The 22,574-nt window shown below is 60.3% G+C and carries 20 protein-coding genes; 10 read left to right on the top strand and 10 right to left on the bottom strand.

Annotated elements, in window-relative coordinates:
* Positions 1-205: 205 nt before the first annotated feature.
* The gene (locus AC1DVE_RS29255; RefSeq protein WP_223532194.1) at positions 206-1,561 is read right to left on the bottom strand and encodes an imelysin family protein; all 1,356 of its coding nucleotides are present in this window, start codon (positions 1,559-1,561) and stop codon (positions 206-208) included.
* A 185-nt stretch (positions 1,562-1,746) separates the two neighbouring features.
* Positions 1,747-3,798, bottom strand: a complete 2,052-nt coding sequence (locus AC1DVE_RS29260; protein ID WP_223459635.1) for a putative bifunctional diguanylate cyclase/phosphodiesterase — start codon at positions 3,796-3,798, stop codon at positions 1,747-1,749.
* 1,128 nt (positions 3,799-4,926) lie between these two features.
* On the opposite strand from AC1DVE_RS29260, the gene AC1DVE_RS29265 reads away from it, so the two are divergent.
* On the top strand, positions 4,927-5,247 hold the full coding sequence (locus AC1DVE_RS29265) for a DUF6124 family protein (protein WP_223532193.1): 321 nt from the start codon (positions 4,927-4,929) through the stop codon (positions 5,245-5,247).
* Here AC1DVE_RS29265 and AC1DVE_RS29270 read toward each other — a convergent pair.
* The 3 genes from AC1DVE_RS29270 to AC1DVE_RS29280 all read right to left on the bottom strand — a co-directional run bounded on the left by AC1DVE_RS29270 (position 5,237) and on the right by AC1DVE_RS29280 (position 7,008).
* Positions 5,237-5,833, bottom strand: a complete 597-nt coding sequence (locus tag AC1DVE_RS29270) for a superoxide dismutase (RefSeq protein WP_008022038.1) — start codon at positions 5,831-5,833, stop codon at positions 5,237-5,239. The genes AC1DVE_RS29265 and AC1DVE_RS29270 overlap by 11 nt on opposite strands.
* A gap of 164 nt (positions 5,834-5,997) precedes the next feature.
* On the bottom strand, positions 5,998-6,600 hold the full coding sequence (locus AC1DVE_RS29275) for a LysE/ArgO family amino acid transporter (protein ID WP_223534393.1): 603 nt from the start codon (positions 6,598-6,600) through the stop codon (positions 5,998-6,000).
* Between the two features lie 6 nt (positions 6,601-6,606).
* Positions 6,607-7,008, bottom strand: coding sequence for an ACT domain-containing protein (locus AC1DVE_RS29280; RefSeq protein WP_477784381.1), 402 nt, complete (start codon positions 7,006-7,008; stop codon positions 6,607-6,609).
* Positions 7,009-7,104: 96 nt separating this feature from the next.
* On the opposite strand from AC1DVE_RS29280, the gene AC1DVE_RS29285 reads away from it, so the two are divergent.
* The 4 genes from AC1DVE_RS29285 to AC1DVE_RS29300 all read left to right on the top strand — a co-directional run bounded on the left by AC1DVE_RS29285 (position 7,105) and on the right by AC1DVE_RS29300 (position 11,199).
* Positions 7,105-8,004 carry a LysR family transcriptional regulator ArgP gene (locus AC1DVE_RS29285; RefSeq protein WP_223459627.1) on the top strand — a complete coding sequence of 300 codons (900 nt, stop codon included), beginning with the start codon at positions 7,105-7,107 and terminating at the stop codon, positions 8,002-8,004.
* Positions 8,005-8,100: 96 nt separating this feature from the next.
* Entirely contained in the window at positions 8,101-9,093 is a 993-nt protein-coding gene (locus tag AC1DVE_RS29290; protein ID WP_223459625.1) for an NAD-dependent epimerase/dehydratase family protein, read from the top strand.
* Positions 9,094-9,210: 117 nt separating this feature from the next.
* The gene (locus tag AC1DVE_RS29295) at positions 9,211-10,083 is read left to right on the top strand and encodes an ATPase (protein ID WP_223459623.1); all 873 of its coding nucleotides are present in this window, start codon (positions 9,211-9,213) and stop codon (positions 10,081-10,083) included.
* A gap of 267 nt (positions 10,084-10,350) precedes the next feature.
* Entirely contained in the window at positions 10,351-11,199 is an 849-nt protein-coding gene (locus AC1DVE_RS29300) for a cache domain-containing protein (protein ID WP_477784382.1), read from the top strand.
* A 123-nt stretch (positions 11,200-11,322) separates the two neighbouring features.
* Here AC1DVE_RS29300 and AC1DVE_RS29305 read toward each other — a convergent pair whose 3' ends face one another.
* Together AC1DVE_RS29305 and pobA are read right to left on the bottom strand one after the other, a co-directional pair.
* A complete protein-coding gene (locus AC1DVE_RS29305; RefSeq protein WP_477784383.1) occupies positions 11,323-12,840 on the bottom strand; it encodes an MDR family MFS transporter in 1,518 nt (505 codons plus the stop codon).
* 78 nt (positions 12,841-12,918) lie between these two features.
* Positions 12,919-14,103 (bottom strand): 4-hydroxybenzoate 3-monooxygenase, encoded by a 1,185-nt coding sequence (pobA, locus tag AC1DVE_RS29310; RefSeq protein WP_411741613.1) that lies wholly within the window; start codon positions 14,101-14,103, stop codon positions 12,919-12,921.
* A 190-nt stretch (positions 14,104-14,293) separates the two neighbouring features.
* Here pobA and AC1DVE_RS29315 point away from each other — a divergent pair, with 190 nt between their 5' ends.
* The gene (locus tag AC1DVE_RS29315; RefSeq protein WP_223459615.1) at positions 14,294-15,190 is read left to right on the top strand and encodes a helix-turn-helix domain-containing protein; all 897 of its coding nucleotides are present in this window, start codon (positions 14,294-14,296) and stop codon (positions 15,188-15,190) included.
* A gap of 9 nt (positions 15,191-15,199) precedes the next feature.
* Here AC1DVE_RS29315 and AC1DVE_RS29320 read toward each other — a convergent pair whose 3' ends face one another.
* Positions 15,200-15,376 (bottom strand): hypothetical protein, encoded by a 177-nt coding sequence (locus tag AC1DVE_RS29320; RefSeq protein ID WP_007986083.1) that lies wholly within the window; start codon positions 15,374-15,376, stop codon positions 15,200-15,202.
* A 222-nt stretch (positions 15,377-15,598) separates the two neighbouring features.
* Positions 15,599-16,504 (bottom strand): LysR family transcriptional regulator, encoded by a 906-nt coding sequence (locus AC1DVE_RS29325; RefSeq protein WP_223459613.1) that lies wholly within the window; start codon positions 16,502-16,504, stop codon positions 15,599-15,601.
* A gap of 114 nt (positions 16,505-16,618) precedes the next feature.
* On the opposite strand from AC1DVE_RS29325, the gene AC1DVE_RS29330 reads away from it, so the two are divergent.
* Positions 16,619-17,497 carry an MBL fold metallo-hydrolase gene (locus AC1DVE_RS29330; RefSeq protein WP_223459611.1) on the top strand — a complete coding sequence of 293 codons (879 nt, stop codon included), beginning with the start codon at positions 16,619-16,621 and terminating at the stop codon, positions 17,495-17,497.
* A 46-nt stretch (positions 17,498-17,543) separates the two neighbouring features.
* Positions 17,544-18,158 carry an NAD(P)-dependent oxidoreductase gene (locus tag AC1DVE_RS29335; protein ID WP_223459609.1) on the top strand — a complete coding sequence of 205 codons (615 nt, stop codon included), beginning with the start codon at positions 17,544-17,546 and terminating at the stop codon, positions 18,156-18,158.
* Between the two features lie 115 nt (positions 18,159-18,273).
* On the opposite strand, the gene AC1DVE_RS29340 is transcribed toward AC1DVE_RS29335, so the two are convergent.
* Positions 18,274-19,155, bottom strand: coding sequence for a LysR substrate-binding domain-containing protein (locus AC1DVE_RS29340; RefSeq protein WP_223459607.1), 882 nt, complete (start codon positions 19,153-19,155; stop codon positions 18,274-18,276).
* A gap of 159 nt (positions 19,156-19,314) precedes the next feature.
* Here AC1DVE_RS29340 and AC1DVE_RS29345 point away from each other — a divergent pair, with 159 nt between their 5' ends.
* A complete protein-coding gene (locus AC1DVE_RS29345; RefSeq protein WP_223459605.1) occupies positions 19,315-20,952 on the top strand; it encodes a 5-guanidino-2-oxopentanoate decarboxylase in 1,638 nt (545 codons plus the stop codon).
* Entirely contained in the window at positions 20,949-22,397 is a 1,449-nt protein-coding gene (locus tag AC1DVE_RS29350) for an aldehyde dehydrogenase family protein (protein WP_223459603.1), read from the top strand. The genes AC1DVE_RS29345 and AC1DVE_RS29350 overlap by 4 nt, the downstream gene beginning before the upstream one ends.
* Positions 22,398-22,574 lie beyond the last annotated feature (177 nt).

A 22,574-nucleotide genomic window follows, 5' to 3' on the forward strand; every position in this document is an offset into this window, starting at 1 on the left:
GGCGGTGCAGGCCTATAACTTGAAAAGAGCAATCAAGGTACTGGGAGCGCGTCAATTGATGGCATTGATGGACTGAAAAGTCCTTTTTTCCTGAGCTCCTCAGAAAAACAAATGCCCCGACAAGTCGGGGCATTTGTTTTTGCCTTGGCAGGCTGCGTTTTCACACAGTCTGCGAAGGTCGCCTTTTTCACTCAGCCAGCGTTGATCAGAATTCGTGATCAGCGTTGTCCGGGTTCAGGTCGTTGATGCCCAGTTTGCCAGCGGCGGCTTCGATCGAACCGGTCTGCTTGACCAGAGACGCGATGGCGTCACGGACGATCTGGTTGCCCGCGGTGTTGCCGGCAGCGATCAACTGGTCGTAGTGCTCACCCTTGTTGGCGTAGTCGACCATGACCTGAAGCTTGGCTTCGGTGGCGGCCAGGTCGGCTTTCAGCGCGGTGTCGGCAGCCGGGTCGGCTTTGGCCACCAGGGACGACAGGCTGGCGCCGGTCATTTTGGTGCCGTCGACGCGGGTGTATTCGCCCAGGTACACGTTACGAATGCCCTTGGCATCGTAGAAGTGCGAGTTGTGGGTGTTGTCGCTGAAGCAATCCTGTTCGTCTTCCGGGGAGTTGGCTTCCAGGGAAACCTTCATGCGCTCGCCCGCCAGTTCGCCCAGGGACAGGCTGCCCATGCCGAACAGCATTTTGCGCAGGCCGGTTTCAGCCGGTTCTGCTTCCAGGGTGGCGCGGTAGTTGTCAGCCACGTTCGGCTTCCAGTTACCGACCATTTCTTCCAGGTCGCTGACCAGCAGCTGAGTCACAGACTTCAGGTAAGCACGACGACGATCGTTGTGACCGCCGGTAGCGCCTTTGCCTTCCAGGTAGTCCGAAGCCGGACGGTTGCCGGCGCCAGGGCCGGTGCCGTTCAAGTCCTGGCCCCAGAGCAGGAATTCGATGGCGTGGTAGCCGGTGGCGACGTTGGCCTCGGAACCGCCCAGCTCGTTCAGGCTGGCGAGTTTTTCCGGGGTGATGTCTTTGACATCGACCTTGTCTTCGCCGATCTGCACTTCAGTGTTGGCGATGATGTTGGCAGTGGCACCCGGGTTGCCCAGTGCGTGTTCGTAGGATTTGTCGACGTAGTCGATCAGGCCTTCGTCCAGCGGCCAGGAGTTCAGCTGACCTTCCCAGTCGTCAACGATGGTGTTGCCGAAGCGGAACACTTCGCTCTGCAGGTAAGGCACGCGAGCGGCAACCCAGGCAGCCTTGGCGGCTTTCAGGGTGTCGGCGTTCGGCTTGGCGAGGAAGGCGTCTACGGCGGTTTGCAGGGTCTTCGCGGTGGATTCGGCATCGCTGTAAACGGCGAAAACGATGTCGGCGTAATGGGCGACAACGGCTTTGGCGGCGGCTTCGTCGACTTTACCGGCAGCGGCAGGCGCTGCGGCTGGAGCAGCCGGGGCAGCCGCAGTGCTGGCAGCTGGCGCAGGCGCGGCAGCTTTTTCTTGGTCTTTACCTTCGCCACAACCGGCGAGGGAAATAGCGATGGCCAACAGACTGGCGGTAGCCAGAGGCATACGAATCATGGCGAACATCCTGCTTCGATAGGGGTGGAGTCGTGCTATGCGCACGCAAAACTGCGACATAATGCAAATCTTTCGCATTATGTGTAAAGGGTTGTACCTGTAAATATTTCTTATTCAGCGGGTGGTTTGCTGCAAATCAAAAGATCGCCCGAGCGGGTAAGCGTCGCCGTGCGGTTTTTGACGATTCAGAGGATGACCGCATTACTGCGTTGGGCCTGCTTGAGGTAAACGCCCAGTTCCCGTGCCGGCAACGGCTTGCTGTAGTGATAGCCCTGACCTTCGTGGCAGCCTTCGGAGATGATGTAGGCCTCTTGCTCGGCGGTTTCCACGCCTTCGGCAATCACTTGCATGCCCAGGCTCTTGCCCAGCTGGATGATGGCGCGAACGATGGTCGCATCGTCGTCGTCATCGAGCAGGTCCTGAACGAAGCTCTTGTCGATCTTGATCTTGTCCAGCGGCAGGCTCTTGAGATAGCTCAAGGACGAATAGCCGGTTCCGAAGTCATCGATGGCGATCAGCGCGCCGGAGCGGCGCAGGCTGAGCAGGTGCTGGGCTGCGGTGCTGATGTCTTCCATCAGGCCGGTTTCGGTGACTTCCAGCTCCAGGCTGCGTGGCGGCAGGCGATACATCTGCAGCAGGTTGTTGACCACCCGTGGCAGTTCGGCGTGGTGCAATTGAACCGTGGACAGGTTCACCGCCATGCGCAGGTCGCTGAAGCCCTGGTCATGCCACTCGCGTAGTTGCTTGCAGGCCTGGTCCAGTACCCACTCGCCGATGGCAATGATGGTGCCATTCTGTTCGGCCAGGGGGATGAACAGGTCCGGCGGCACCATGCCGTGCTCGGGGTGTTGCCAGCGAATCAGGGCTTCGACGCCCACCACGCGGTTGTCGCGGTAGCTGATCTGCGGCTGGTAGACGAGGTAGAACTGATTGCGGATCAACGCATCGCGCAGGTCTTTTTCCAGCTCGCGGCGGCGGCGCATTTCGGTGTCGACGCTGGCGATATAGAACTGATAGCGGTTGCGCGAACGGGTCTTGGCCAGCGTCATGGTCTGCTCGGCCTTTTGCAGCAACTTTTCGGTGCTGTTGCCGTCCTCGGGGAACAGGGTGATGCCGATGGTGGCGCGCAGGCGGATCTCCTGATGGTCGAGGGCAAACGCCGCTTCCAGGTCATCAAGAATGCTTTGCGCCAGCTCGGCGGCTTCGTAGGGCTGCTCGATGTCGGCCTGGACCAGGGCGAACTGGTCGCCACCGAGACGGGCGAGGGCGCCCAGGCGACCGCTGTGACCGCGCAGGCGATCGGCCAGGGCCAGCAACAACTGGTCGCCGGTCTGATAGCTGAACTGCTCGTTGATGCCCTTGAAGTCATCCAGGCCGACACACAACACTGCGACCCGGCGCTGTAATTTGCCGGCGTCGACGAGGATCTTGTCCAGTTGCTGCTGCAACTGCTGCCGGTTCGGCAGCCCCGTCAGGAAATCGTACTGGGACATGCGCAACAGGCTGTTTTCCGCTTCGTGGCGCAGATGGGTATTGCGTTCGATGGATTCGAGCAACTGGTTGGCGGTGTTGATCCAGATGCCCAGTTCGTTATTCTCGTGCCCCTTGAGCAGCGGAATCTTGTGTTCGCTGGGACGATCCGGATTGATTTCCGTGAGGTGCTCGATGATCCGCGACAACGGCTTGGTCAGCAGCCAGTGGTAAACCAGATACAGCACCAGCCCCATGGCGAGCGCGCGCAGTACGCCGGAAATGAAGATGATCACCGAGCTGACAATGAACCCTTGGCCGTAGGTGGCGGTATCAAGGGTGATGCTCAGGTCGCCGTAATACTCGCTGTAAGGCCCGCGACCGACCAGCTGGGTGGTGAAGGTGCGTTCCTTGCCAAGAATCAGGTCGGTCAGCCAGCGACTGTGGGAGTGCTGCAACTCGCGGGTTTTTTGCGCGAGCATGGCTTCGTTGGGATGGCCGATGGAGGCCTGGCGCACGGCGGCGTCCTGAAACAGGCCTTCGATCACCTGCATGCCCATTTCCCGATCCAGGCTGTAGACGGCCTGGGTCGAGGGGTCGCGAAACATGTCGAGGATGCGCTCGGCATCGTTGGCGACGGCCTGGTGTGTTTTATAGGCATCGAACACAATCTGCGCGCAGCTCAAGACCACGCCGACGATCAATGCCGACAGGAGCACGACCCGGAGCAACTTCACCGACAAGCTGTTCTTGAGTTCCAGCTTCAAAGGGTTATTCCTTGTTCCGTGCGGGGGGCATCAAGTTGCCATGAGTATTGGCAATCCCTTAATGGCAGTCAAAGGGACAATCATCCTTGGGGGATTTTGCCTTCAGCCTGGCCGATTTGCAGTTGTCTTGACGAGTTAGCCTATTAGCACTGTGTCGGTTGTCGAGTCCTTCAACTTGAGGGGCGGGGGTGGAGATATTTTCCTTTTGTTGATGTTAGTCGCCCGCGGCGGGGGAGCAAGGCCCGGAAGTCTTGTTTCATCGTCGAAAAATGCCTTGGATTCTGTAGGTTGTTTTGGAACTTTAACGGAGTACATATCCATTTCTTCGGTAACGGCGGCTTATGGTTTCGCCCTTACGGCGAGTCACTTTTTTTACAAGCGCCTAAAAAAAGTAACCCAAAAAACGCTCGCCCCGAACGTACGGCCCCTCGCCTGGGCTCGGGGTTCCTTCGCTCCGGCATTCATCCGGGGGGCATCGCCTCCGGTCGGCTTCGCTCGACCTCCTCTCGATGTGTTCGGCTTCGCCGAACGGCGCTGCGCGCCCACCCCCGGATGAACACCTCCACTCAGCCTTCCGAGGGGGCGGGTGGATCAAGATCAAGAGCTGCAGGCGAGCTAACGCTCGGCCTGATGAGTGGTGAGGAGCGACTGTGTACACCGACCTGTCTTTGCTTTTCTGTGGGGGCGAGCTTGCTCGCGATGGCGGCCTGACAGCCGACCAATCTCCCACGCCTCTAAGCTGATCGTTCCCACGCTTCCCGCGTGGGAATGCTGCCAGAGACGCTCCGCGTTACGTTTTTGCGGGTTAACGCGGTGTAGGAAAGCGCCAGAAGTTTCCCACGCAGTTTTCAGGTTGCCCGTCGGAAGCGGGCTGAATAGCCTTTGGCTGTCGCTGAATACTCAGCGATCGGGTGTGAGAACCCGGCAAGTCATAGTCATCCAGTGCCAGTATCCGCATAATTGCCGCCAGCTTATCCGCTGTCTGTAAATGCGTTATGGCGGCTGTGTGCGGGCAGACTTTTGTCTGGCCGGGTGTCTATGACCGGTTTTCTCACCTCGCACATAGCTGCCACCTCTTTGCCGAGTGAGAACGGCAATGGGTGGCACCCACCGCATAGGAATATTTCAGTGGATAAGTTAATCCCCGATCCCCCTTACAACACCACCAAACCCTACAGCCCCCGCACCATGTTCACGATCGTCCCCGACATGGACACTGAAAGCCTGCTGGCCCACGCCTGTGAATCACTGGCTTCAGCCAACGTCATGGCGAGTGATTTCGCCACCTTCCTGACCGGCCCTCAGCGCAACACGGCGTTGGCCATTGCGCAGATCATCATGCTGGCGAAGGCGGCGGAACGATCGCCACCGTCCCGTTGCTCATATCCTTCCATAAAAAAACCCGGCATAAGCCGGGTTCTTTTGACTGGCGTCGAGCTTAAGCGGTGAAGGTTTTGCCTTCGAACTGCTCAGCCACGAATTTCCAGTTGACCAGGTTCCAGAACGCTTCGACATACTTTGGACGCAGGTTGCGGTAGTCGATGTAGTAAGCGTGCTCCCAGACGTCGCAGGTCAGCAGCGGGGTGTCGCCGTTGGTCAGCGGGTTGCCGGCGCCGATGGTGCTGGCCAGGGCCAGGGAACCGTCAGCCTTCTTCACCAGCCAGCCCCAACCGGAACCGAAGGTGCCGATGGAAGTCTTGCTGAACTCTTCCTTGAACTTGTCGAACGAACCGAAAGCCGCGTTGATGGCTTCAGCCAGAGCGCCGGTTGGTTGACCGCCGGCGTTTGGCGCCAGGCAGTTCCAGTAGAAAGTGTGGTTCCAGACCTGAGCGGCGTTGTTGAAGATACCGCCCGAGGAAGTCTTGACGATTTCTTCCAGGGTCTTGCCTTCGAACTCGGTGCCTGGCACCAGGTTGTTCAGGTTCACGACGTAGGTGTTGTGGTGCTTGTCGTGGTGGAACTCCAGGGTTTCCTTGGAGATGTGCGGCTGCAGGGCATCGTGTGCGTACGGCAGTGGCGGCAATTCGAAAGCCATGATGATTCTCCTAATCAGGTCAGTTGCGGTGAGCGCAAGGCCGATCACGGGCGGCCAGACAAGCGCCGGGGAGTTTGTACTCTTTGCGGCGCAGGGAGTCGGATCATAGCACCGGGGGGACGGCATAACCACGCAACAACTGTGTGGAATAGAGGTTCCGCGAATCAGCTGGCCGCGATCAACTGCAGTGCTACGGCAAACATCATCACCGCCACCAACAGATCGAGAATTCGCCAGGTGCTGGGGCGGGCGAGCCACGGTGCCAGCCATGCCGCACCGAGGGCCAAGGTGAAAAACCACAACAGCGAGGCACTGGCCGCGCCGACTACATAAGCGCCGGGCTCGGTTTGTTGAGCGCCCAGGGAGCCGATCAGCAAAACGGTGTCCAGATAGACGTGTGGGTTGAGCAAGGTCACTGCCAGCGCGCTGAGCATGACCGCCCGCAACGAGCGTACGGTCTGGCTTTCGCCCTGCTCAAGGCTCTGCTTCGAAAAGGCCCGGCGCAACGCCTGGCTGCCATACCACAACAGAAACGCTGCGCCGCCCCAACGGGCGATGGCCAGCAGTGTCGGATTTTGTGCCAGTACCGTCGCCAGGCCGAATACCCCGGCTGCTACCAACAGGGCGTCGCAAGTCACGCAGAGTGCTGCCACCGGCAGGTGATGTTCACGCCGCAGGCTTTGCGCCAGGACAAACGCATTCTGGGTGCCGATCGCCATGATCAGGCCGAAGGCCACCAACAGGCCGTTCACATAACTTTGCCACATGATTTTTTACTCCGCGTTGGCTGCCAGATCCCGCAACACTTGCAGGGCACGGTCGGCGTCGGCCTGGCCGACAAACAAATGGTCGTGGTAGTAGCCGGCAATCACGTTGCAGCTGATTCCTGCCTGGCCAAGCGCCGTGGCGAATGCGGCGGTCAGGCCGACCGCTTCGAGGGCCGAATGTACGTTCAAGGTGATCCAGGCGGCGATGTAGTCGAAGCTGAATCCGGCTTTTTCGGCGTGGGAACGTTCGAGGATCACGGTCAGGCCTTCCTGCTCGCGGAAGCTGCCGACAATTTCCAGATCCGTAGGCAACTTGCCGTTGCGCAAAGTGCAGAACACGTATTCGCCCGCGTTGAGTTGTGGGCTCATGCTGCGCAGCAGCGTTGCCAATGAAGTTTCGCCAGCCATGTGGGTGATCCTTGTTCAAGAGTTCTTGCTGGTCATTGTCCTTGTGAAGGCTGTATAAGAAAAACCAATCTTGCTGATCGCTCATTAGGAAAACTGATGTTCGACTATAAATTGCTTTCTGCCTTGGCCGCCGTGGTCGAACAGGCCGGTTTTGAACGGGCGGCCCAGGTGCTGGGCTTGTCGCAATCGGCGATCTCCCAGCGCATCAAGCTGCTGGAAGCGCGGGTTGGCCAGCCAGTGCTGGTGCGGGCCACGCCGCCAACGCCGACGGAAATCGGTCGACGGCTGCTCAACCACGTGCAGCAGGTGCGCTTGCTTGAACGGGATTTGCAAGGCCTGGTGCCGGCGCTGGATGAAGAGGGCCTGCCGGAACGCCTGCGGATCGCCCTGAACGCCGACAGCCTGGCCACTTGGTGGGCGCAGGCCGTGGGGGCGTTTTGCGCCGAACAGCATCTGCTGATGGATCTGGTGGTCGAAGACCAGACCGTCGGCCTCAAGCGCATGCGCGCCGGTGAAGTGGCGGCCTGCGTCTGCGCCAGCGAGCGTCCGGTGGCGGGTGCGCGCAGCGTGTTGCTGGGGGCCATGCGTTACCGTGCGCTGGCCAGCCCTGCGTTTATTGCCCGGCATTTTCCGCAGGGCGTACGCGCCGATCAGTTGGCCCGAACCCCGGCGCTGGTGTTTGGCCCGGACGATTTCCTGCAGCATCGGTACCTTGCGTCTCTGGGCGTCGAGGGCGGTTTCGAACACCATTTATGCCCGTCCTCCGAAGGTTTCATTCGTCTGACGGAAGCCGGGCTGGGCTGGGGGCTGGTTCCGGAACTGCAGGTACGCGAGCAACTGGAAAGGGGCGTATTGCAGGAGCTGCTGCCAGATAAGCCGATCGATGTGCCGCTGTACTGGCATCATTGGCGTAATGGCGGCCAGTTGCTGGGTTTACTCACCGATCAATTGGTACGCGCATCGAAGCAATGGCTGGTGCCCTTGGAGCAGCAGTAAGCGTCAAGCTGCAAGCTGCAAGTGAAGCGCTTGCGGACCGTTTTTAATTTGCAGGGTGCAGCTTGAAGCTCGCCACTGCATTGGTTGGAGCAATTCATGAAGATTCTGGTTACCGGCGCAAGCGGCTTCATTGGCGGACGCTTTGCGCGTTTTGCCCTGGAGCAGGGCCTGGACGTGCGGGTCAACGGTCGCCGGGCCGAGAGTGTGGAGCATCTGGTACGCCGCGGAGCCGAGTTCATTCAGGGCGACTTGAGCGACCCGGAACTGGCGCGCGAGCTGTGTTCGGACGTCGAGGCCGTGGTGCATTGCGCCGGGGCAGTCGGTTTGTGGGGACGTTATCAGGACTTCCATCAGGGCAACGTCCAGGTCACCGAGAACGTGGTCGAAGCCTGCCTGAAGCAACGGGTTCGGCGGTTGGTGCATTTGTCGTCGCCGTCTATCTACTTCGATGGTCGCGATCACCTGGGCCTGACCGAAGAACAGGTGCCCAAGCGCTTCAAGCACCCTTACGCCGCCACCAAGTACCTGGCCGAGCAAAAAGTCTTCGGCGCCCAGGAGTTCGGCCTCGAAACCCTGGCCCTGCGCCCGCGTTTCGTCACCGGGGCCGGCGACATGAGCATCTTCCCGCGCCTGTTGAACATGCAGCGCAAGGGGCGCCTGGCAATCATCGGCAACGGTCTGAACAAAGTTGATTTCACCAGCGTGCAAAACCTCAACGAAGCGTTGCTCAGCAGTTTGCTGGCCAGCGGTTCTGCGTTGGGCAAGGCTTACAACATCAGCAACGGCACGCCGATTCCCCTGTGGGACGTGGTCAATTACGTCATGCGCAACATGGAAGTCCCACAGGTAACCCGCTACCGTTCCTACGGCCTGGCCTACAGCGTGGCGGCGCTCAACGAGGGTGTGTGCAAGTTGTGGCCGGGGCGTCCCGAACCGACGCTGTCGCGTCTGGGCATGCAGGTCATGAACAAAAATTTCACCCTGGACATCAGTCGCGCCCGGCATTATCTGGATTACGATCCCAAGGTCAGCCTCTGGACGGCCCTCGATGAATTCTGTGGCTGGTGGAAGGCTCAGGCTATTCGATGATGTCAGGACAACGACCCTTTACTGAACCGGAAACGGGACTTCAGGGTCAATGGTTACGGCTGCGGGGTTTATACTGCGCGGCATAAAGCCATCATGTGTTTCACTAAGGTTTATTCAATGTCCATGCGTAACGATGCCAACGACGACTTCGACGATGTACCGAGCCTGCGTGCAGACGTTCTCGACGACGATTTTCCGCCTACTGCGCGCACGGTCGTGCATTCGCGCCCGGCGCCGGTGGTGAAGGTCAAGGCGGCGAGCACCGGCCCCCTGTGGGCGTTGGTCGGGGCGCTGATCTTTGCGTTCGCGGGCCTGGCCTGGTGGAGCTTTCAGCAGATCTCCCTGATGGAACAGCAACTGGTGGCGACCCAGGAAAGCTTCGCGCGAATCAGTGAGGAAGCGGCAGGGCGCCTGCAGGATATTTCCGGAAAGGTTGTCGCCAGCCAGACCAGTGTCAACACCGACAGCGAGGCCTTGAAGCTGCAAATCCGCCAGCTGGAAAGCAAGCTCCAGGACCAGAGCGCCCAGCAGCAAGGTGTTGCCGGCCAGGCCTCGGACCTGGACAAGCGACTGGCACAGATGACCGCGCAAACCACCGAACTGGACAAGCGCCTGGTGCAGTTGACTGCCCAGGACACCGAACATCAGACGGTCAACACGCAGTTGCAGGCCCAGGTCAAAGCCTTGAGCGCTGAATTGGCCGCCCTGAAAAGTGCCCCGTCCGACGCCGAAAAACTCGATGCACAGCTGAAAAGCCTGGGCGCCGATATTGTCTCGCTGAAAAAGCAAGGCAACCCGAGCGCCGCCATCGAACGTCTTGAGCAAGACATGATCGTGCTCAAGAGTGAGCAGGACAACCGTCCGGCCGCCGCGCAGGGTTCGACCAACACTGCCGAGTTCGATGCCTTCCGCAGTCAGGTCACCCGCAACATCAACACACTTCAAGCGCAGATCCAGAACCTTCAACAGCAACTGCGCGCGCGGCAGTAATCGTCAATGGTGTGAGTATTTGTGGCGAGGGAGCTTGTCGGATCGCCGCACCGTCCCGCTCGGCTGCGCAGCAGTCGTAAATCGGGCACCGCGGTTTACCTGTGCAATCGCGGTGAATGGATTTGGGGCGGCTGCGCCACCCAGCGGGAGCAAGCTCCCTCGCCACACAAGCCCATCGCACCACAGCACTCCGTGTTTTCCTGAATATCCATGCACCCCCATTGCCGTCTACGCTCTTCAAACACCACCAGGAACGAGGGATGCGCAATGGGGTTACTGCATAGGTTCGCCTTGTTGTGCGGCATTTTTTTGTTGTGCCTAGGCCAGACGCAAGCCGCCGGGACGGAAAAGGATGACAGCAAGGCGGCCATCGCCCTGCTGGAAAAAGCCCTGGCTTACTACCACGAGAATGGCGACAAGGCCTTTGCGGCGTTCAGCCGACAGGGAGAGTTTGTCGACAAGGACCGTTATGTTTTCGTGCTCGACACCAAGGGCGTGATGCTCGCCAGTGGCGGGCCGTCGTCGGCGCTGATTGGTCGGGACGTGTCGCAAGTGCTTGGGCCGGATTTGCAGAAAACCTTCAAGGACGCCCTGAAAGTGCCGGAAGGCAATGGCATTCAGCAGGCGGAATATCGCTGGCAGAACTGGAGCGACGGCAAGGTCGAGCGCAAGCATGTCTACTACCAGCGCATCGGCCAGCGGATTCTGGCGGTCGGTTATTACCTGCCACGAGCCTCCGCCGAACAGGCCATGGCCTTGCTGAACAAAGCGGCAACCGATCTGGCCAAAGACGAAAAAGGCACCCTGACGGCGATCAATTCCCTCAAGGGCGGCTACCTGCAGGATGACCTGTATGTGTTCGTCGTCGACCTGGACACCCAGTGTTACGTGGCCCATGGCACCAACCTGCGGCTGATCAATACCGACTTCAGCAAAATCCTGGACCCGGAAGGCAAGCCGGTGGGCGAGCCGATTCTGGCGTTGATGGCCCAGCAGGATGATGGCGAATACGAATACCGCTGGAAAAACCCGGTGACCGGCAAGGTCGAGAACAAACATGCCTACCTGAAGAAGGTCGGGCATTTTCTGGTGGCTGTCGGGTATTACAGCCCTTGAATGGTAGTGGCTGTTAGATCGCCTTCGCGAGCAAGCCCGCTCCCACAGTTGACCGAGTTCTTCATGAGCACGCGGTCAACTGTGGGAGCGGGCTTGCTCGCGAATACAGGCGACGCGGTCTATCTATCGAACCTTGTCCTCGCGCCCGCGCAACAACATGTTCGGCATTGCTATCGCCGCCGCCAACCCCAGCAACGACACCACCGCACTGACCGTCAACAAATGCCGGAACGCCAACAACAACTCGGCACGCAAAGCGTTCTGCGCGTCACCCGGTGCGGCGTTCAAACCGTCCAGCAACACATTCCCCGAGCTGCCTTCGGCAATCAGTGACGAACTGGTCAGGTGCGCAAAACTCGAATCCTGTAACAACGCCAACAGCAGCGCCGACATCAACGCCACACCCACGGCACCACCCAGCGAACGGAACAGATTGGTGGTGCTGGTGGCCACGCCGATGTCCCGCTGCTCCACCGAGTTCTGCGTGCCGACCAATGACGTCGGGAACTGCATACCGGAGGCAATCCCGCAGAGCAGCATAAACAGACTGCTGACGACGAACGCCTGCGGCGGGCTGAATGCCATGCCGATAATCGCGACGGGCATCAGCGCAGCACCGGTAAGGATCATCGGTTTGTAGCGCCCGGTCACCGAGGTGCGGCGGCCGGCGAAATACGCGCCAATCGGCAAGCCCATGGCCAGCGGTAGCAGATGCAGGGCGGCACTGTCGGCACCGGCACCGGTGACGCTCTGGAAGCGCAGCGGCATCAATACGATCAGCGAGATGGCCTGGAAACTGGTGAAGAAAATCGTGCACCAGCACAGGATCGCGTTGCGGTTGGCGAACAGATGCATGGGCAACAACGGCTCCCGTGCCCGCCGCTCGTGAACGACGAACAGCCCCAGCACCAGCACCGCACTAGCCAGCAGCGCCAGCACTTCGGCGCTGCGCCACGAATGGCCCTGACCGACCTGGGTGATGCCCAGCAACAATGCCGTGAGCCCGATGATCATCAGCACGGTGCCCAGGTAATCGATGATCGGTTTGCGTTGCGGAATCGGCAGGCCCACCAGCGTGCGATGGGCCACCAGCCAGGCACCCAGGCCCAGCGGCAGGTTGATCAGGAACACCCAGCGCCAGGACAGGTATTCGGTCATGTAGCCGCCGAGCACCGGGCCGGCCACGCTGGCCACGGCATACATGCTGCTGAAATAGCCCTGGTAACGACCGCGCTCCCGTGGCGGCACGATGTCACCGATGATCGCCTGGCTCACCGAGATCATTCCGCCGGCGCCGATGCCCTGGAGGATCCGCGCCAGCACCAGTTGCTCCATGCTCTGGGCCATGCCGCAGAACACCGACGCCAGGGTGAACAGGCCCATGCCGAACAGCATCAGCTTGCGCCGCCCGTACAGGTCGCCCAGTTTGCCGTAGATCGGCACCGCCACGGTCATGGCCACCATGTAGCCGGAAATCACCCAGGCCAGCAGGCTGACATCCTTGAATTGCGCGGAAATGGCCGGCATCGAAACGGCGACGATGGTCTGGTCCAGCGCGCCGAGAAAGATTGCCAGCATCAGGGCGATCAGCACGCTGCGAATGGCCGGTTTGGGCGTTTCAGGCTGGTGGAGATTGGTCACGGGAAAACCTGCGGGCAGTGATTGACCCGCAAGTAGCAAGGCGAGCGGGGATGCTCGCCAGTGTAAGTCGGTAGGAAGCTATTCGATAGCCTCATAAGGAAGCCCGACGTAGTTTTCTGCAATGGTTTTTCGACCCGCCTCGGAGCCGACAAAATACTCCAGCTCCGACTCAGCAATGCGCTGGCTAAAGGCATCGTGATCTTCGAAACGGTGCAGCATCGAGGTCATCCACCAGGAAAACCGCTCGGCCTTCCACACCCGGCGCAGGCAGATCTGCGAGTATTTCTCCAGCAGATCAAGGCGATCTTCGCGGTAAACCTTGAGCAGGATATTGAACAGCGTACTGACGTCACTGGCCGCCAGGTTCAGGCCCTTGGCGCCGGTGGGCGGGACGATGTGCGCGGCATCGCCGACCAGGAACATGCGCCCGTATTGCATGGGTTCGACCACGAAGCTGCGCAGTGGCGCGATGCTTTTTTCGATGGACGGCCCCGTTACCAGTTTGTCCGCCAACGCTTGTGGCAGTCGCGACTTGAGTTCGTCCCAGAAGCGTTGATCCGACCAGTTATCGACATGATCGCTGGTGGGCACCTGCAGGTAATAACGGGTGCGTGTCGGCGAGCGCATGCTGCACAGCGCGAAACCGCGCTCATGGCGGGCGTAGACCAGTTCTTCATGGACCGGTGGGGTATCGGCCAGGATCCCGAGCCAGCCAAAGGGATAGATCCGTTCGAAGACTTTCAGGCTGTCGACGGGAATCGATTGCCGCGCCACCCCATGGAAGCCGTCGCAACCGGCGATGTAGTCGCAATCGAGACGATACAGCTCGCCGTCTTTCTCAAAAGTGACAAACGCTTCGTCGGTTTTCATGCCGTGGGGAACGACGTTGTCGGCTTGATAAATCGTCTGCGCGCCAGCCTCCCGACGAGCGGCCATCAGGTCGCGGGTAACTTCGGTCTGGCCGTAGATCATCACCGTCTTGCCGCCGGTCAACGCTTGCAAATCGATGTGCACCTGACGTCCGTCGAGGGCCAGTTCAAAGCCGTCATGCACCAGTCCCTCGGCGTCCATGCGCTGACTCACGCCGGCCTGACGCAACAGCTCTACCATGCCTTGTTCAAGCACGCCGGCGCGGATTCGGCCGAGTACATAGTCTGGGGTCTGACGTTCGAGAATGAGGGTGTCGATTCCGGCGTTGTGCAGCAATTGGCCGAGCAACAAGCCAGAAGGGCCGGCGCCAATGATGGCGACTTGGGTTTTCAGCGTTTTCATTGTTTTTATGACTCGCAAGCTTCACGCGACCAGGGCCGGTGAATGATTTTTATGGATCGAGTGCTTGCATTTTTCCCTTGCGGGTCTGTCAATTGAAGGTGAAAACTGAGCCGATAGCTGTACATTCTGCCAATCGGTGCGATTATCGCCCGTCATCTACTCCGAGGCCTGGATTGAAGTGATGAACAAGCCTGACCTGCCTTCGATTCCGGTGTTCAAGCTCTACGGTGAAAGCCTGGATTGGCCGACCCCGGACTTGCTGCACTGTGAAACCATTTCCAAACGCAGTCGCGAACATCATTGGGAAATCAAACCGCACCGCCACGCTGATTTGTGCCAGTTGCTCTTCGTGTTCAAAGGTCAGGCAGAGCTTGAAATCGAAGGCAAGCGTACGCAACTGGTGGAGCCGGCGATCCAGATCCTGCCTCCGCTGTCGGTGCACGGCTTTCGCTTTTCCGAAGACGTGGAAGGGTTTGTCGTGACCCTGGCCGCGCCGCTGATTGCCCACCTGCAGATGCAGTTGGGGCACTCGGTCAATGCCCTGGCCCAGGCCGAAAGTTACCCGGCAGGCAAGGACGCCGAGTACCTCAGCAGCCTGTTCAGTGCCCTGCAGAATGAATACACCAGTCATCAACCGGCGCGGGAAATGCTCATGCATTCGCTGGTCAGTGTGATCGTGGTGTGGGTCAGCCGCCAGGTGATCCAGCGGCGCACCGCCATGGCGCGACCGCAGCGGGCCCGGGAATACCTCAACGGGTTTATTCAGCTGGTGGAAGAGACCTATCGCCAGCACGTCAAGGTCGAGGACCTGGCCCATCGGTTGGGGATTTCCGTGTCGCACCTCAACGGCACCTGCCGTGAGTTGGCGGGGCAACCGGCGTTGCAAATCATGCACGAACGGCAATTGCTGGAGGCCAAGCGTTTGCTGACCTACACCAGCATGACCATTTATGAAATGTCCGACGTGTTGGGGTTTTCCGATCCGACCAACTTCACGCGCCTGTTCCGGCGTCGTGTGGGGATTTCGCCTAAGGCGTTCCGCGACCGCTTGAAGGCCGATCAGGACAACGAAGCCTGACCCCCTTCGTTACCGGAGGGCGTTGAGGGTAGCGTTGTGGGGGATGCAGCGCTCGAAGTTGCAGCTCGCGTATTCACGGGGCAGGTTGCGCAGTTGCTCGACGCGCCAGGCGGCAGCGCCATACAGCCCGAGCGTGACCGCACAGGTGATGAAAATCGCGAGGTATCTTCTTGTTCTGATGTTCATGGCGTTGACCTCTGAACCAATACCTTTCGGTATTACTTTGAGCATAGGTCAGCGCGGGTGAGTTACCAGCAAAGCGGGTACGGCAATTGACGCGGTATTCAGAACATTGATGCCCCCTTGTGGGAGCGGGCTTGCTCGCGAAAGCGKTATTTCACGCGCAAAATCTACGTCGGATGTACCGACCTCTTCGCGAGCAAGCCCGCTCCCACATTTTCGATCCGGTCACAGGCCGATATCCCACTCCGGTTCTTCCGGAAATCTAAGCACCAGAAAATCCAGCAAGCTGCGCAACGCCGCCGGCATGTGCTTGCGCGAGGCATACACCGCATACACGTTCATTTGCCGGGGTTCGGCCGCCGGCAGCAGGCGAATCAACTCGCCGCTGTGAATGTGCACGCCGGCCTGGTACGTGGGCAGCATCGCCACCCCGGCACCGGCGATCGTTGCGCGCAGCAGCGTGCTGGCCTCGTTGGCGCTGATGTTGCCCTGCACCGGTACAGAAACCTGCTCGCCGTCCTGCTCGAAATGCCACAGGCTTTTGCCGAAGTAGGAGTGGGTCAGGCAATTGTGCAGGCTCAGTTCCTCGACCCGTTGTGGCGCCGGATGCTCGCGCAAGTAAGCGGGGGAAGCACAGATCACCGAGCGGCAAACCGTCAGGCGGCGGGCGATCAGGTTCGGGTCCAGATCGTTGCTGGTGCGGATCGCCAGGTCGATGCGCTCATCCACCAGGTTCACGGTGCGGTCGAGCATCTGCATGTCGATGCTGACGCCGGGGTAGCGTCGGACATAGGCGGCCATGGCATCGGCGAGTTGCGCCTGGCCGAATGAGGTGCTGACGCTGATCCGCAGCAGGCCGCGTGGTGCGTCATCCGGTTCGCTGACGGCGGCTTGCATGTCGGTGGACAAATCGAGCATCTGCCGACAGCGGGGCAGGATCTCGTTGCCGGCGGCGGTCAGGCTCAACTTGCGTGTGGTGCGATGCATCAGGCGCGCGCCGACCCAGTCTTCCAGTTCCGCCAGATACCGCGACACCACCGGCCGTGACAGCTCCAGATGATCGGCGGCGGCCGACTGGCTACCGAGGTCGACCACTGTGACGAACACGCGCATTGCTTGAAGACGATCCATGATTTGCCCGCTTTCAGAAACAAACTATGTTCAAGCATCGCATTTTTTGTACTGAGTCAGGCAACTAAGCTCTGTTCCATCGCCAAACAAGGCATTTGGACAACGGAGCAACAGATGATCGGTTTCACCACTTTAAAGCGGGTTTTGCTGGCAGGCGCCGCCCTCGGTTTCGCCGCCCATGCAGCCGCCTCGACCCTGACGCTGGATGTCTATAACCCCGGCGAAAAAGCCATCTTCCCGGTGACCTCGGTGCTGGTCAGTGGCGAGAAAGAAGCGATCCTGGTGGATGCGCAATTCGGCAAATCCCAGGCCGAACAGGTGGTGGAAAAAATCCGCGCCAGCGGCAAGCAGTTGACCACCATCTACATCAGCCACGGTGACCCGGACTACTACTTCGGCCTCGATACCCTGACGGCCGCGTTCCCCAAGGCCAAGGTCCTCGCCTCGCAACCGACCGTTGACCACATCAAGCGAACCGTCGACGGCAAACTGGCGTTCTGGGGCCCGAAAATGGGTGCCGATGTGCCGGCTAAAACCATCGTGCCACAGGTACTCAAGGGCGACAGCCTGATCCTCGAAGGGCAGAAGTTGCAGGTGATTGGTCTTGAGGGCCCGCAGCCGGATCGCAGCTTTGTGTGGATTCCGTCGATCAAGGCCGTGGTTGGTGGTGTCGTGGTGGCGCAAAACATCCACGTGTGGATGGCTGACACGCAAACGCTACAGTCCCATGCCGATTGGTTGGCTACGCTGCATTCCATTGAAACCCTGAAGCCGCAGACCGTGGTGCCGGGTCATTACCTTGGTGAGAGCGATCGCTCCCTGGCAGCCGTGCAGTCCACCGCCGCTTACATCAAAGCCTTCGACGAAGAAACCGCCAAGGCCAAGGATTCTGCCGCGCTGATCGCGGCGATGAAAAAACGCTTCCCGACCCTGGGTGATGAAAGCTCCCTGGAGCTGAGCGCCAAGGTCGCGAAGGGCGAGATGAAGTGGTAACCCGCCTCAACTGAAATCCAAGAAGCTCAACCCACTGGAGAACGTCATGAGCAAAATCGCAATCATCGGTGCCACCGGTCGTGCCGGTAGCCAACTGCTGGAAGAAGCCCTGCGTCGCGGTCACAGCGTTACCGCCATCGCCCGCGACACATCGAAAATCGACCCTCGTGAAGGTGTGGTCAGCAAGGCCGTCGATGCCCTTGATGCCGCTGCGTTGCAAGCTGCAATTGCGGGCCATGACGTGGTTATCAGCGCGGCGCATTTCGCCACGCTACCTGCCAGCGCAGTCGTTGGCCCGGTGAAAAAATCTGGGGTCAAACGTCTGCTGGTGGTGGGCGGGGCGGGTTCGCTGCTATTGCCCGATGGCACTCGAGTGATCGATAGCGAAGGTTTCCCTGAGGCTTACAAGGCAGAGGCCAGTGCCGGTGCCGAATTCCTCGCAAACTTGCGTGAAGAGCGGGATCTGGACTGGACCTTCCTGTCGCCATCGGCCGAATTTGTCGAGGGAGAGCGCACCGGGAAATTCCGCCTCGGTCAGGATGATTTGCTGGTGAGCAGTGAAGGGCGCAGCTGGATTACCTTTGCCGACTACGCGATTGCAATGCTCGACGAAGTGGAAGCGCCGAAGCATTCGCGACAGCGGTTTACAGTCGGTTATTGATGGCGTGGTTTAAACCATTCGGGAGCAAGCCCGCTCCCACACTTGATCACCGTCGTACACAAATAGTGTGTTCACGAGAGATCTACTGTGGGAGCGGGCTTGCTCGCGAAGCTTTTCAGCGGCTCTGCGCCTGCTCCACCAACCAGCCCATCAATTCCATCAACTTCGGCGAAGGCCCGGGTTTTTCGGGGAACACCAGGTAATACGCCAGTCCTGTTGTCACCTTCAATTCGAATGGCATGACCAACCTCCCGGCGTTCAGGTCATCGCCGATCAGCGACCAATCGCCAATCGCCACCCCCGTTCCCTGGGAAGCCATCGACATCGCCAGGTCCAATGTTTCGAAATGCTGGCCCTTGCCGACATTGGTCAAATGCACATCCGCCGCTTTCAACCAGGCCTTCCAGTCCCGTTCATCGCGGGTCGGGTGCAGCAGCAGGTGCTGTTGCAGATCGGTCGGTGTCTGCAGGGGCATGGGGCCTTCGAGTATCGGTCTGGAACACACAGGCGTGAGTTGTTCGTCGAAGAGTTTTTGCGACATCAATGAATCGTCCGGCGGTGCGCCATACATCACCGCCGCATCGAACTGCTCGCGATGAAAATCCACCCCGTGCTTGACCGTGGTGGTCAGTTCCACCGGCACGTCCGGGCGTTCCCGTTGCCATTGCAACAGACGCGGCAGCAACCAGCGCATGACGCAGGTCGGTGCCTTGAGTTGCAGGGTTTCGCGCTTCTCGCCGATCTGTTCAACGGCCTCGTCGATCAGGCCGAAAATCTGCTGGACCCGTGGCAGCCATTCCCGTCCCTCGGCTGTCAGGTCCAGGCCTCGGGCCAGGCGAATGAACAGCTCATAACCCAGATGATCTTCCAGCCCGGCGATCTGCCGACTCACCGCGCCCTGGGTGATGTGCAGCTGTTCGGCGGCCCGGGTGAAGTTGCAGCACTGCGCGGTAATCAGAAAGGTATGTAGCGCCGGCAGGGGAGGCAGTCGTTTCATTGGGATCCAAGGTATGACGTGAGGACATGGCTAGTATGACTTTTTATCCATTGTTGCGGCTACGTGTCGCCCGTTCCAATGAGGCCATTCCCGGGCCTGCGAATCCATCATAAACACAGCGCACGCCCGGCGTCTCAAACGAACAAAAAGGGCAAAGACATGGCGACGTGCGGCGAAGTATTGGTCAAGTTACTCGAAAACTACGGGGTCGAGCAGGTGTTCGGCATTCCGGGGGTGCATACCGTGGAGCTGTATCGCGGGCTGGCCCGTTCGAGCATCAACCACGTCACGCCGCGCCATGAACAGGGCGCCGGCTTCATGGCCGACGGCTACGCCCGCACCAGCGGCAAACCGGGTGTGTGCTTCATCATCACCGGCCCAGGCATGACCAACATCACCACCGCCATGGGCCAGGCCTATGCCGATTCGATCCCGATGCTGGTGATCTCCAGCGTGCAATCGCGCAGCCAGTTGGGCGGCGGTCGCGGCAAGCTGCATGAGCTGCCGAACCAAGGCGCACTGTGTGCCGGTGTGGCGGCGTTCTCCCACACCCTGATGTCGGCGTCGGAATTGCCGGGCGTGCTGGCTCGCGCCTTTGCACTGTTCCAGGCCGGCCGTCCGCGTCCGGTGCACATCGAAATTCCATTGGACGTATTGGTCGAAGAAGCCGATGACCTGCTCAGCAGCCTGCCGGTCAACATCGACCGCGCCGGTGCTTCGCCGAGTGCTGTGTCGCGCATGACCGATTTGCTGGCCGGCGCCAAGCGTCCGCTGATTCTCGCTGGTGGCGGTGCCATCGACGCGGCTGTCGAGCTGACTGAGCTGGCCGAACTGCTGGACGCGCCGGTCGCCCTGACCATCAATGCCAAGGGCATGCTCGCCTCCGGCCACCCGTTGCTGATCGGTTCGACCCAGAGCCTGGTCGCCACCCGTGCGCTGGTCGCCGAGGCCGACGTGGTACTGGCCATCGGCACCGAACTGGCCGAGACCGACTACGACGTGACCTTCGCCGGTGGCTTCGAAATTCCTGGCAAGTTGCTGCGCGTCGATATCGACCCGGACCAGACCGTGCGCAACTACCCGCCGCACGTGGCATTGGTGGCCGACTCGCGTAACGCCGCCCAGGCTTTGCTCAGTGCCCTGTCGCACAAATCCCTGGCCGAGCGTCGCAACGATTGGGGGCAAGTACGTGCTGCTCGTCTGCGCGAAGACCTGGCCGCGACCTGGGACGCACCGACCCTGGCCCAGACCCGCTTCCTCGAAACCGTTCTGCATGAATTGCCGAACGCCGTATTCGTCGGCGATTCGACCCAGCCGGTGTACACCGGCAACCTGACGTTCAATCCGGAGCGTCCGCGTCGCTGGTTCAACTCGTCCACCGGTTACGGCACCCTCGGCTACGCCTTGCCGGCGGCGATTGGCGCCTGGCTGGGTGGCAGCGTCGAAGGTGGCGCGCGTCCTCCGGTGGTGTGCCTAATCGGCGACGGTGGCCTGCAGTTCACCCTGCCGGAACTGGCCAGTGCCGTTGAAGCGCGCACCCCGGTGATCGTGCTGCTGTGGAATAACCAGGGCTACGAAGAGATCAAGAAATACATGGTCAACCGCGCCATCGAGCCGGTCGGCGTGGACATCTACACCCCGGACTTCATCGGTGTGGCCAAGGCATTGGGTTGCGCCGCCGAAGCGGTCAGCAGTGTCGAGCAACTGCGCGGCGCATTGCGTGTCGCCACCGATCGCCAGGGCCCGACCCTGATTGAAATCGACCAGACCCAGTGGATGCAGGCGGTGTCGAAATGAGCTTCCCTACGACCCTGGATGGCCTGTACATCAACGGCCAATGGTTGGCCGGCAACGAACACTTGCGCGTGATCAACCCGGCGACCGAAGCCCTGTTGACCACCGTCAATGGCGGCGATGAGCGTGCGGTTGATCAAGCCGTGAGCGCGGCGACCCAGGCGTTCGCCGACTGGTCGAAAACCACGGGTGCCGAACGCGGTGCGATCCTGCGCAAAATCGCGGCGGGCGTGCAGGCCAATCGTGAAAAGTTGATGCACTTGCAGTCGAGCAACAACGGCAAGCCGCAATTCGAAGCCGCGATCGACGTCGATGACGTGATCGCCACGTTCGAGTATTACGCCGGTCTGGCCGAAGGCCTGGACGCGAAACAGGACAGCGCCATTGAGCTGCCGACAGACGATTTCAGCGCTCGCCTGCGCCGTGAGCCGTGCGGTGTGGTCGGCCTGATCGTGCCGTGGAATTTCCCGATGGTCACCACCGCGTGGAAACTCGCGCCGGCCCTGGCCGCCGGTTGCTGCGTGGTGCTCAAGCCTTCGGAAGTGACGCCGCTGCCGGAACTGGAGCTGGCGGCAATCATCGCTGAAGCCAGGTTGCCTGCGGGCGTGTTCAACCTGGTGTGCGGCACTGGCCTCGCGGTTGGCGCGCCCCTGTCGGCTGACTCGCGCATTGCGAAAATTTCCTTCACCGGCAGCAACGCGGTCGGCGTGCAGGTCATGCAACGGGCGGCTGAAACCGTCAAGGGCGTGAGCCTGGAGCTGGGCGGCAAATCCTCGCTGCTGGTGCTGGCCGATGCCGATCTCGATCTGGCGGTGGAAGTGGCCTGTGGCGGTGGTTTCTTCAACGCCGGGCAGATGTGTTCCGCCACCAGCCGCGTGCTGGTCGCCGATGAACTGGCCGATGAATTCCTGATCCGTGTGAAGGCCCGTGCCGAAGCCATTCGCGTGGCCGACCCGTTCGATCCGAACGTGGAAATGGGCGCGCTGGTCAATCAGGCGCAATACCAGCGCGTGCTCGGTCACATCGATCGCGGTTTGAGTGCCGGCGCCAAACTGGTTTGCGGTGGCAATCGCCCGCCCGACCTGCCGCGCGGATATTTTTTGCAGCCGACGGTTTTCACCGAAGTGCCCCTCGACAGTGCGCTGTGGTGTGAAGAGATTTTCGGCCCGGTGATCTGCGTGCGCAGTTTTGCCTCTGAAGCCGAGGCGATTGCCCTGGCCAACGACAGTCAATTTGGATTGGTCGCCAGTGTGGTGACGCGCAATGCACAGACCGCTGACCGCGTCGCCAACGCTTTGCAGGCGGGGCTTGTGTGGATCAACGCGCCGCAGGTGATCTTCCCGCAGACCGCCTGGGGCGGCTACAAGCAGAGCAGCATCGGCCGCGAATTGGGCCCGTGGGGCTTGCAGGCTTTCCAGGAAATCAAACACGTGATTCGGGCTGTCTGACGCCGATCACTGTAGGAGCGAGCTTGCTCGCGAAGAACCTGAGAACGCTGCGGGGTATCAGGCTCACAGCGTTATCGTTGACGTCCATCGCGAGCAAGCTCGCTCCTACAGGAGGCATGCGCTGGCGTCATGGCTTCAATGAGTTTTTATCGATAGTCAGGTGTTTTACACGACCTC

It is taken from the genome of Pseudomonas sp. P4_B4, assembly GCF_056402255.1.

Coding starts and splice junctions, on each gene's coding strand:
- AC1DVE_RS29330 (WP_223459611.1), top strand. CDS start 16,619: ATGATCGGTTTCACCACTTTAAAGCGGGTTTTGCTGGCAGGCGCCGCC.
- AC1DVE_RS29345 (WP_223459605.1), top strand. CDS start 19,315: ATGGCGACGTGCGGCGAAGTATTGGTCAAGTTACTCGAAAACTACGGG.
- AC1DVE_RS29325 (WP_223459613.1), bottom strand. CDS start 16,504: ATGGATCGTCTTCAAGCAATGCGCGTGTTCGTCACAGTGGTCGACCTC.
- AC1DVE_RS29255 (WP_223532194.1), bottom strand. CDS start 1,561: ATGATTCGTATGCCTCTGGCTACCGCCAGTCTGTTGGCCATCGCTATT.
- AC1DVE_RS29275 (WP_223534393.1), bottom strand. CDS start 6,600: ATGTGGCAAAGTTATGTGAACGGCCTGTTGGTGGCCTTCGGCCTGATC.
- AC1DVE_RS29350 (WP_223459603.1), top strand. CDS start 20,949: ATGAGCTTCCCTACGACCCTGGATGGCCTGTACATCAACGGCCAATGG.
- AC1DVE_RS29270 (WP_008022038.1), bottom strand. CDS start 5,833: ATGGCTTTCGAATTGCCGCCACTGCCGTACGCACACGATGCCCTGCAG.
- AC1DVE_RS29295 (WP_223459623.1), top strand. CDS start 9,211: ATGTCCATGCGTAACGATGCCAACGACGACTTCGACGATGTACCGAGC.
- AC1DVE_RS29285 (WP_223459627.1), top strand. CDS start 7,105: ATGTTCGACTATAAATTGCTTTCTGCCTTGGCCGCCGTGGTCGAACAG.
- AC1DVE_RS29290 (WP_223459625.1), top strand. CDS start 8,101: ATGAAGATTCTGGTTACCGGCGCAAGCGGCTTCATTGGCGGACGCTTT.
- AC1DVE_RS29280 (WP_477784381.1), bottom strand. CDS start 7,008: ATGGCTGGCGAAACTTCATTGGCAACGCTGCTGCGCAGCATGAGCCCA.
- AC1DVE_RS29315 (WP_223459615.1), top strand. CDS start 14,294: ATGAACAAGCCTGACCTGCCTTCGATTCCGGTGTTCAAGCTCTACGGT.
- AC1DVE_RS29340 (WP_223459607.1), bottom strand. CDS start 19,155: ATGAAACGACTGCCTCCCCTGCCGGCGCTACATACCTTTCTGATTACC.
- AC1DVE_RS29320 (WP_007986083.1), bottom strand. CDS start 15,376: ATGAACATCAGAACAAGAAGATACCTCGCGATTTTCATCACCTGTGCG.
- AC1DVE_RS29335 (WP_223459609.1), top strand. CDS start 17,544: ATGAGCAAAATCGCAATCATCGGTGCCACCGGTCGTGCCGGTAGCCAA.
- AC1DVE_RS29300 (WP_477784382.1), top strand. CDS start 10,351: ATGGGGTTACTGCATAGGTTCGCCTTGTTGTGCGGCATTTTTTTGTTG.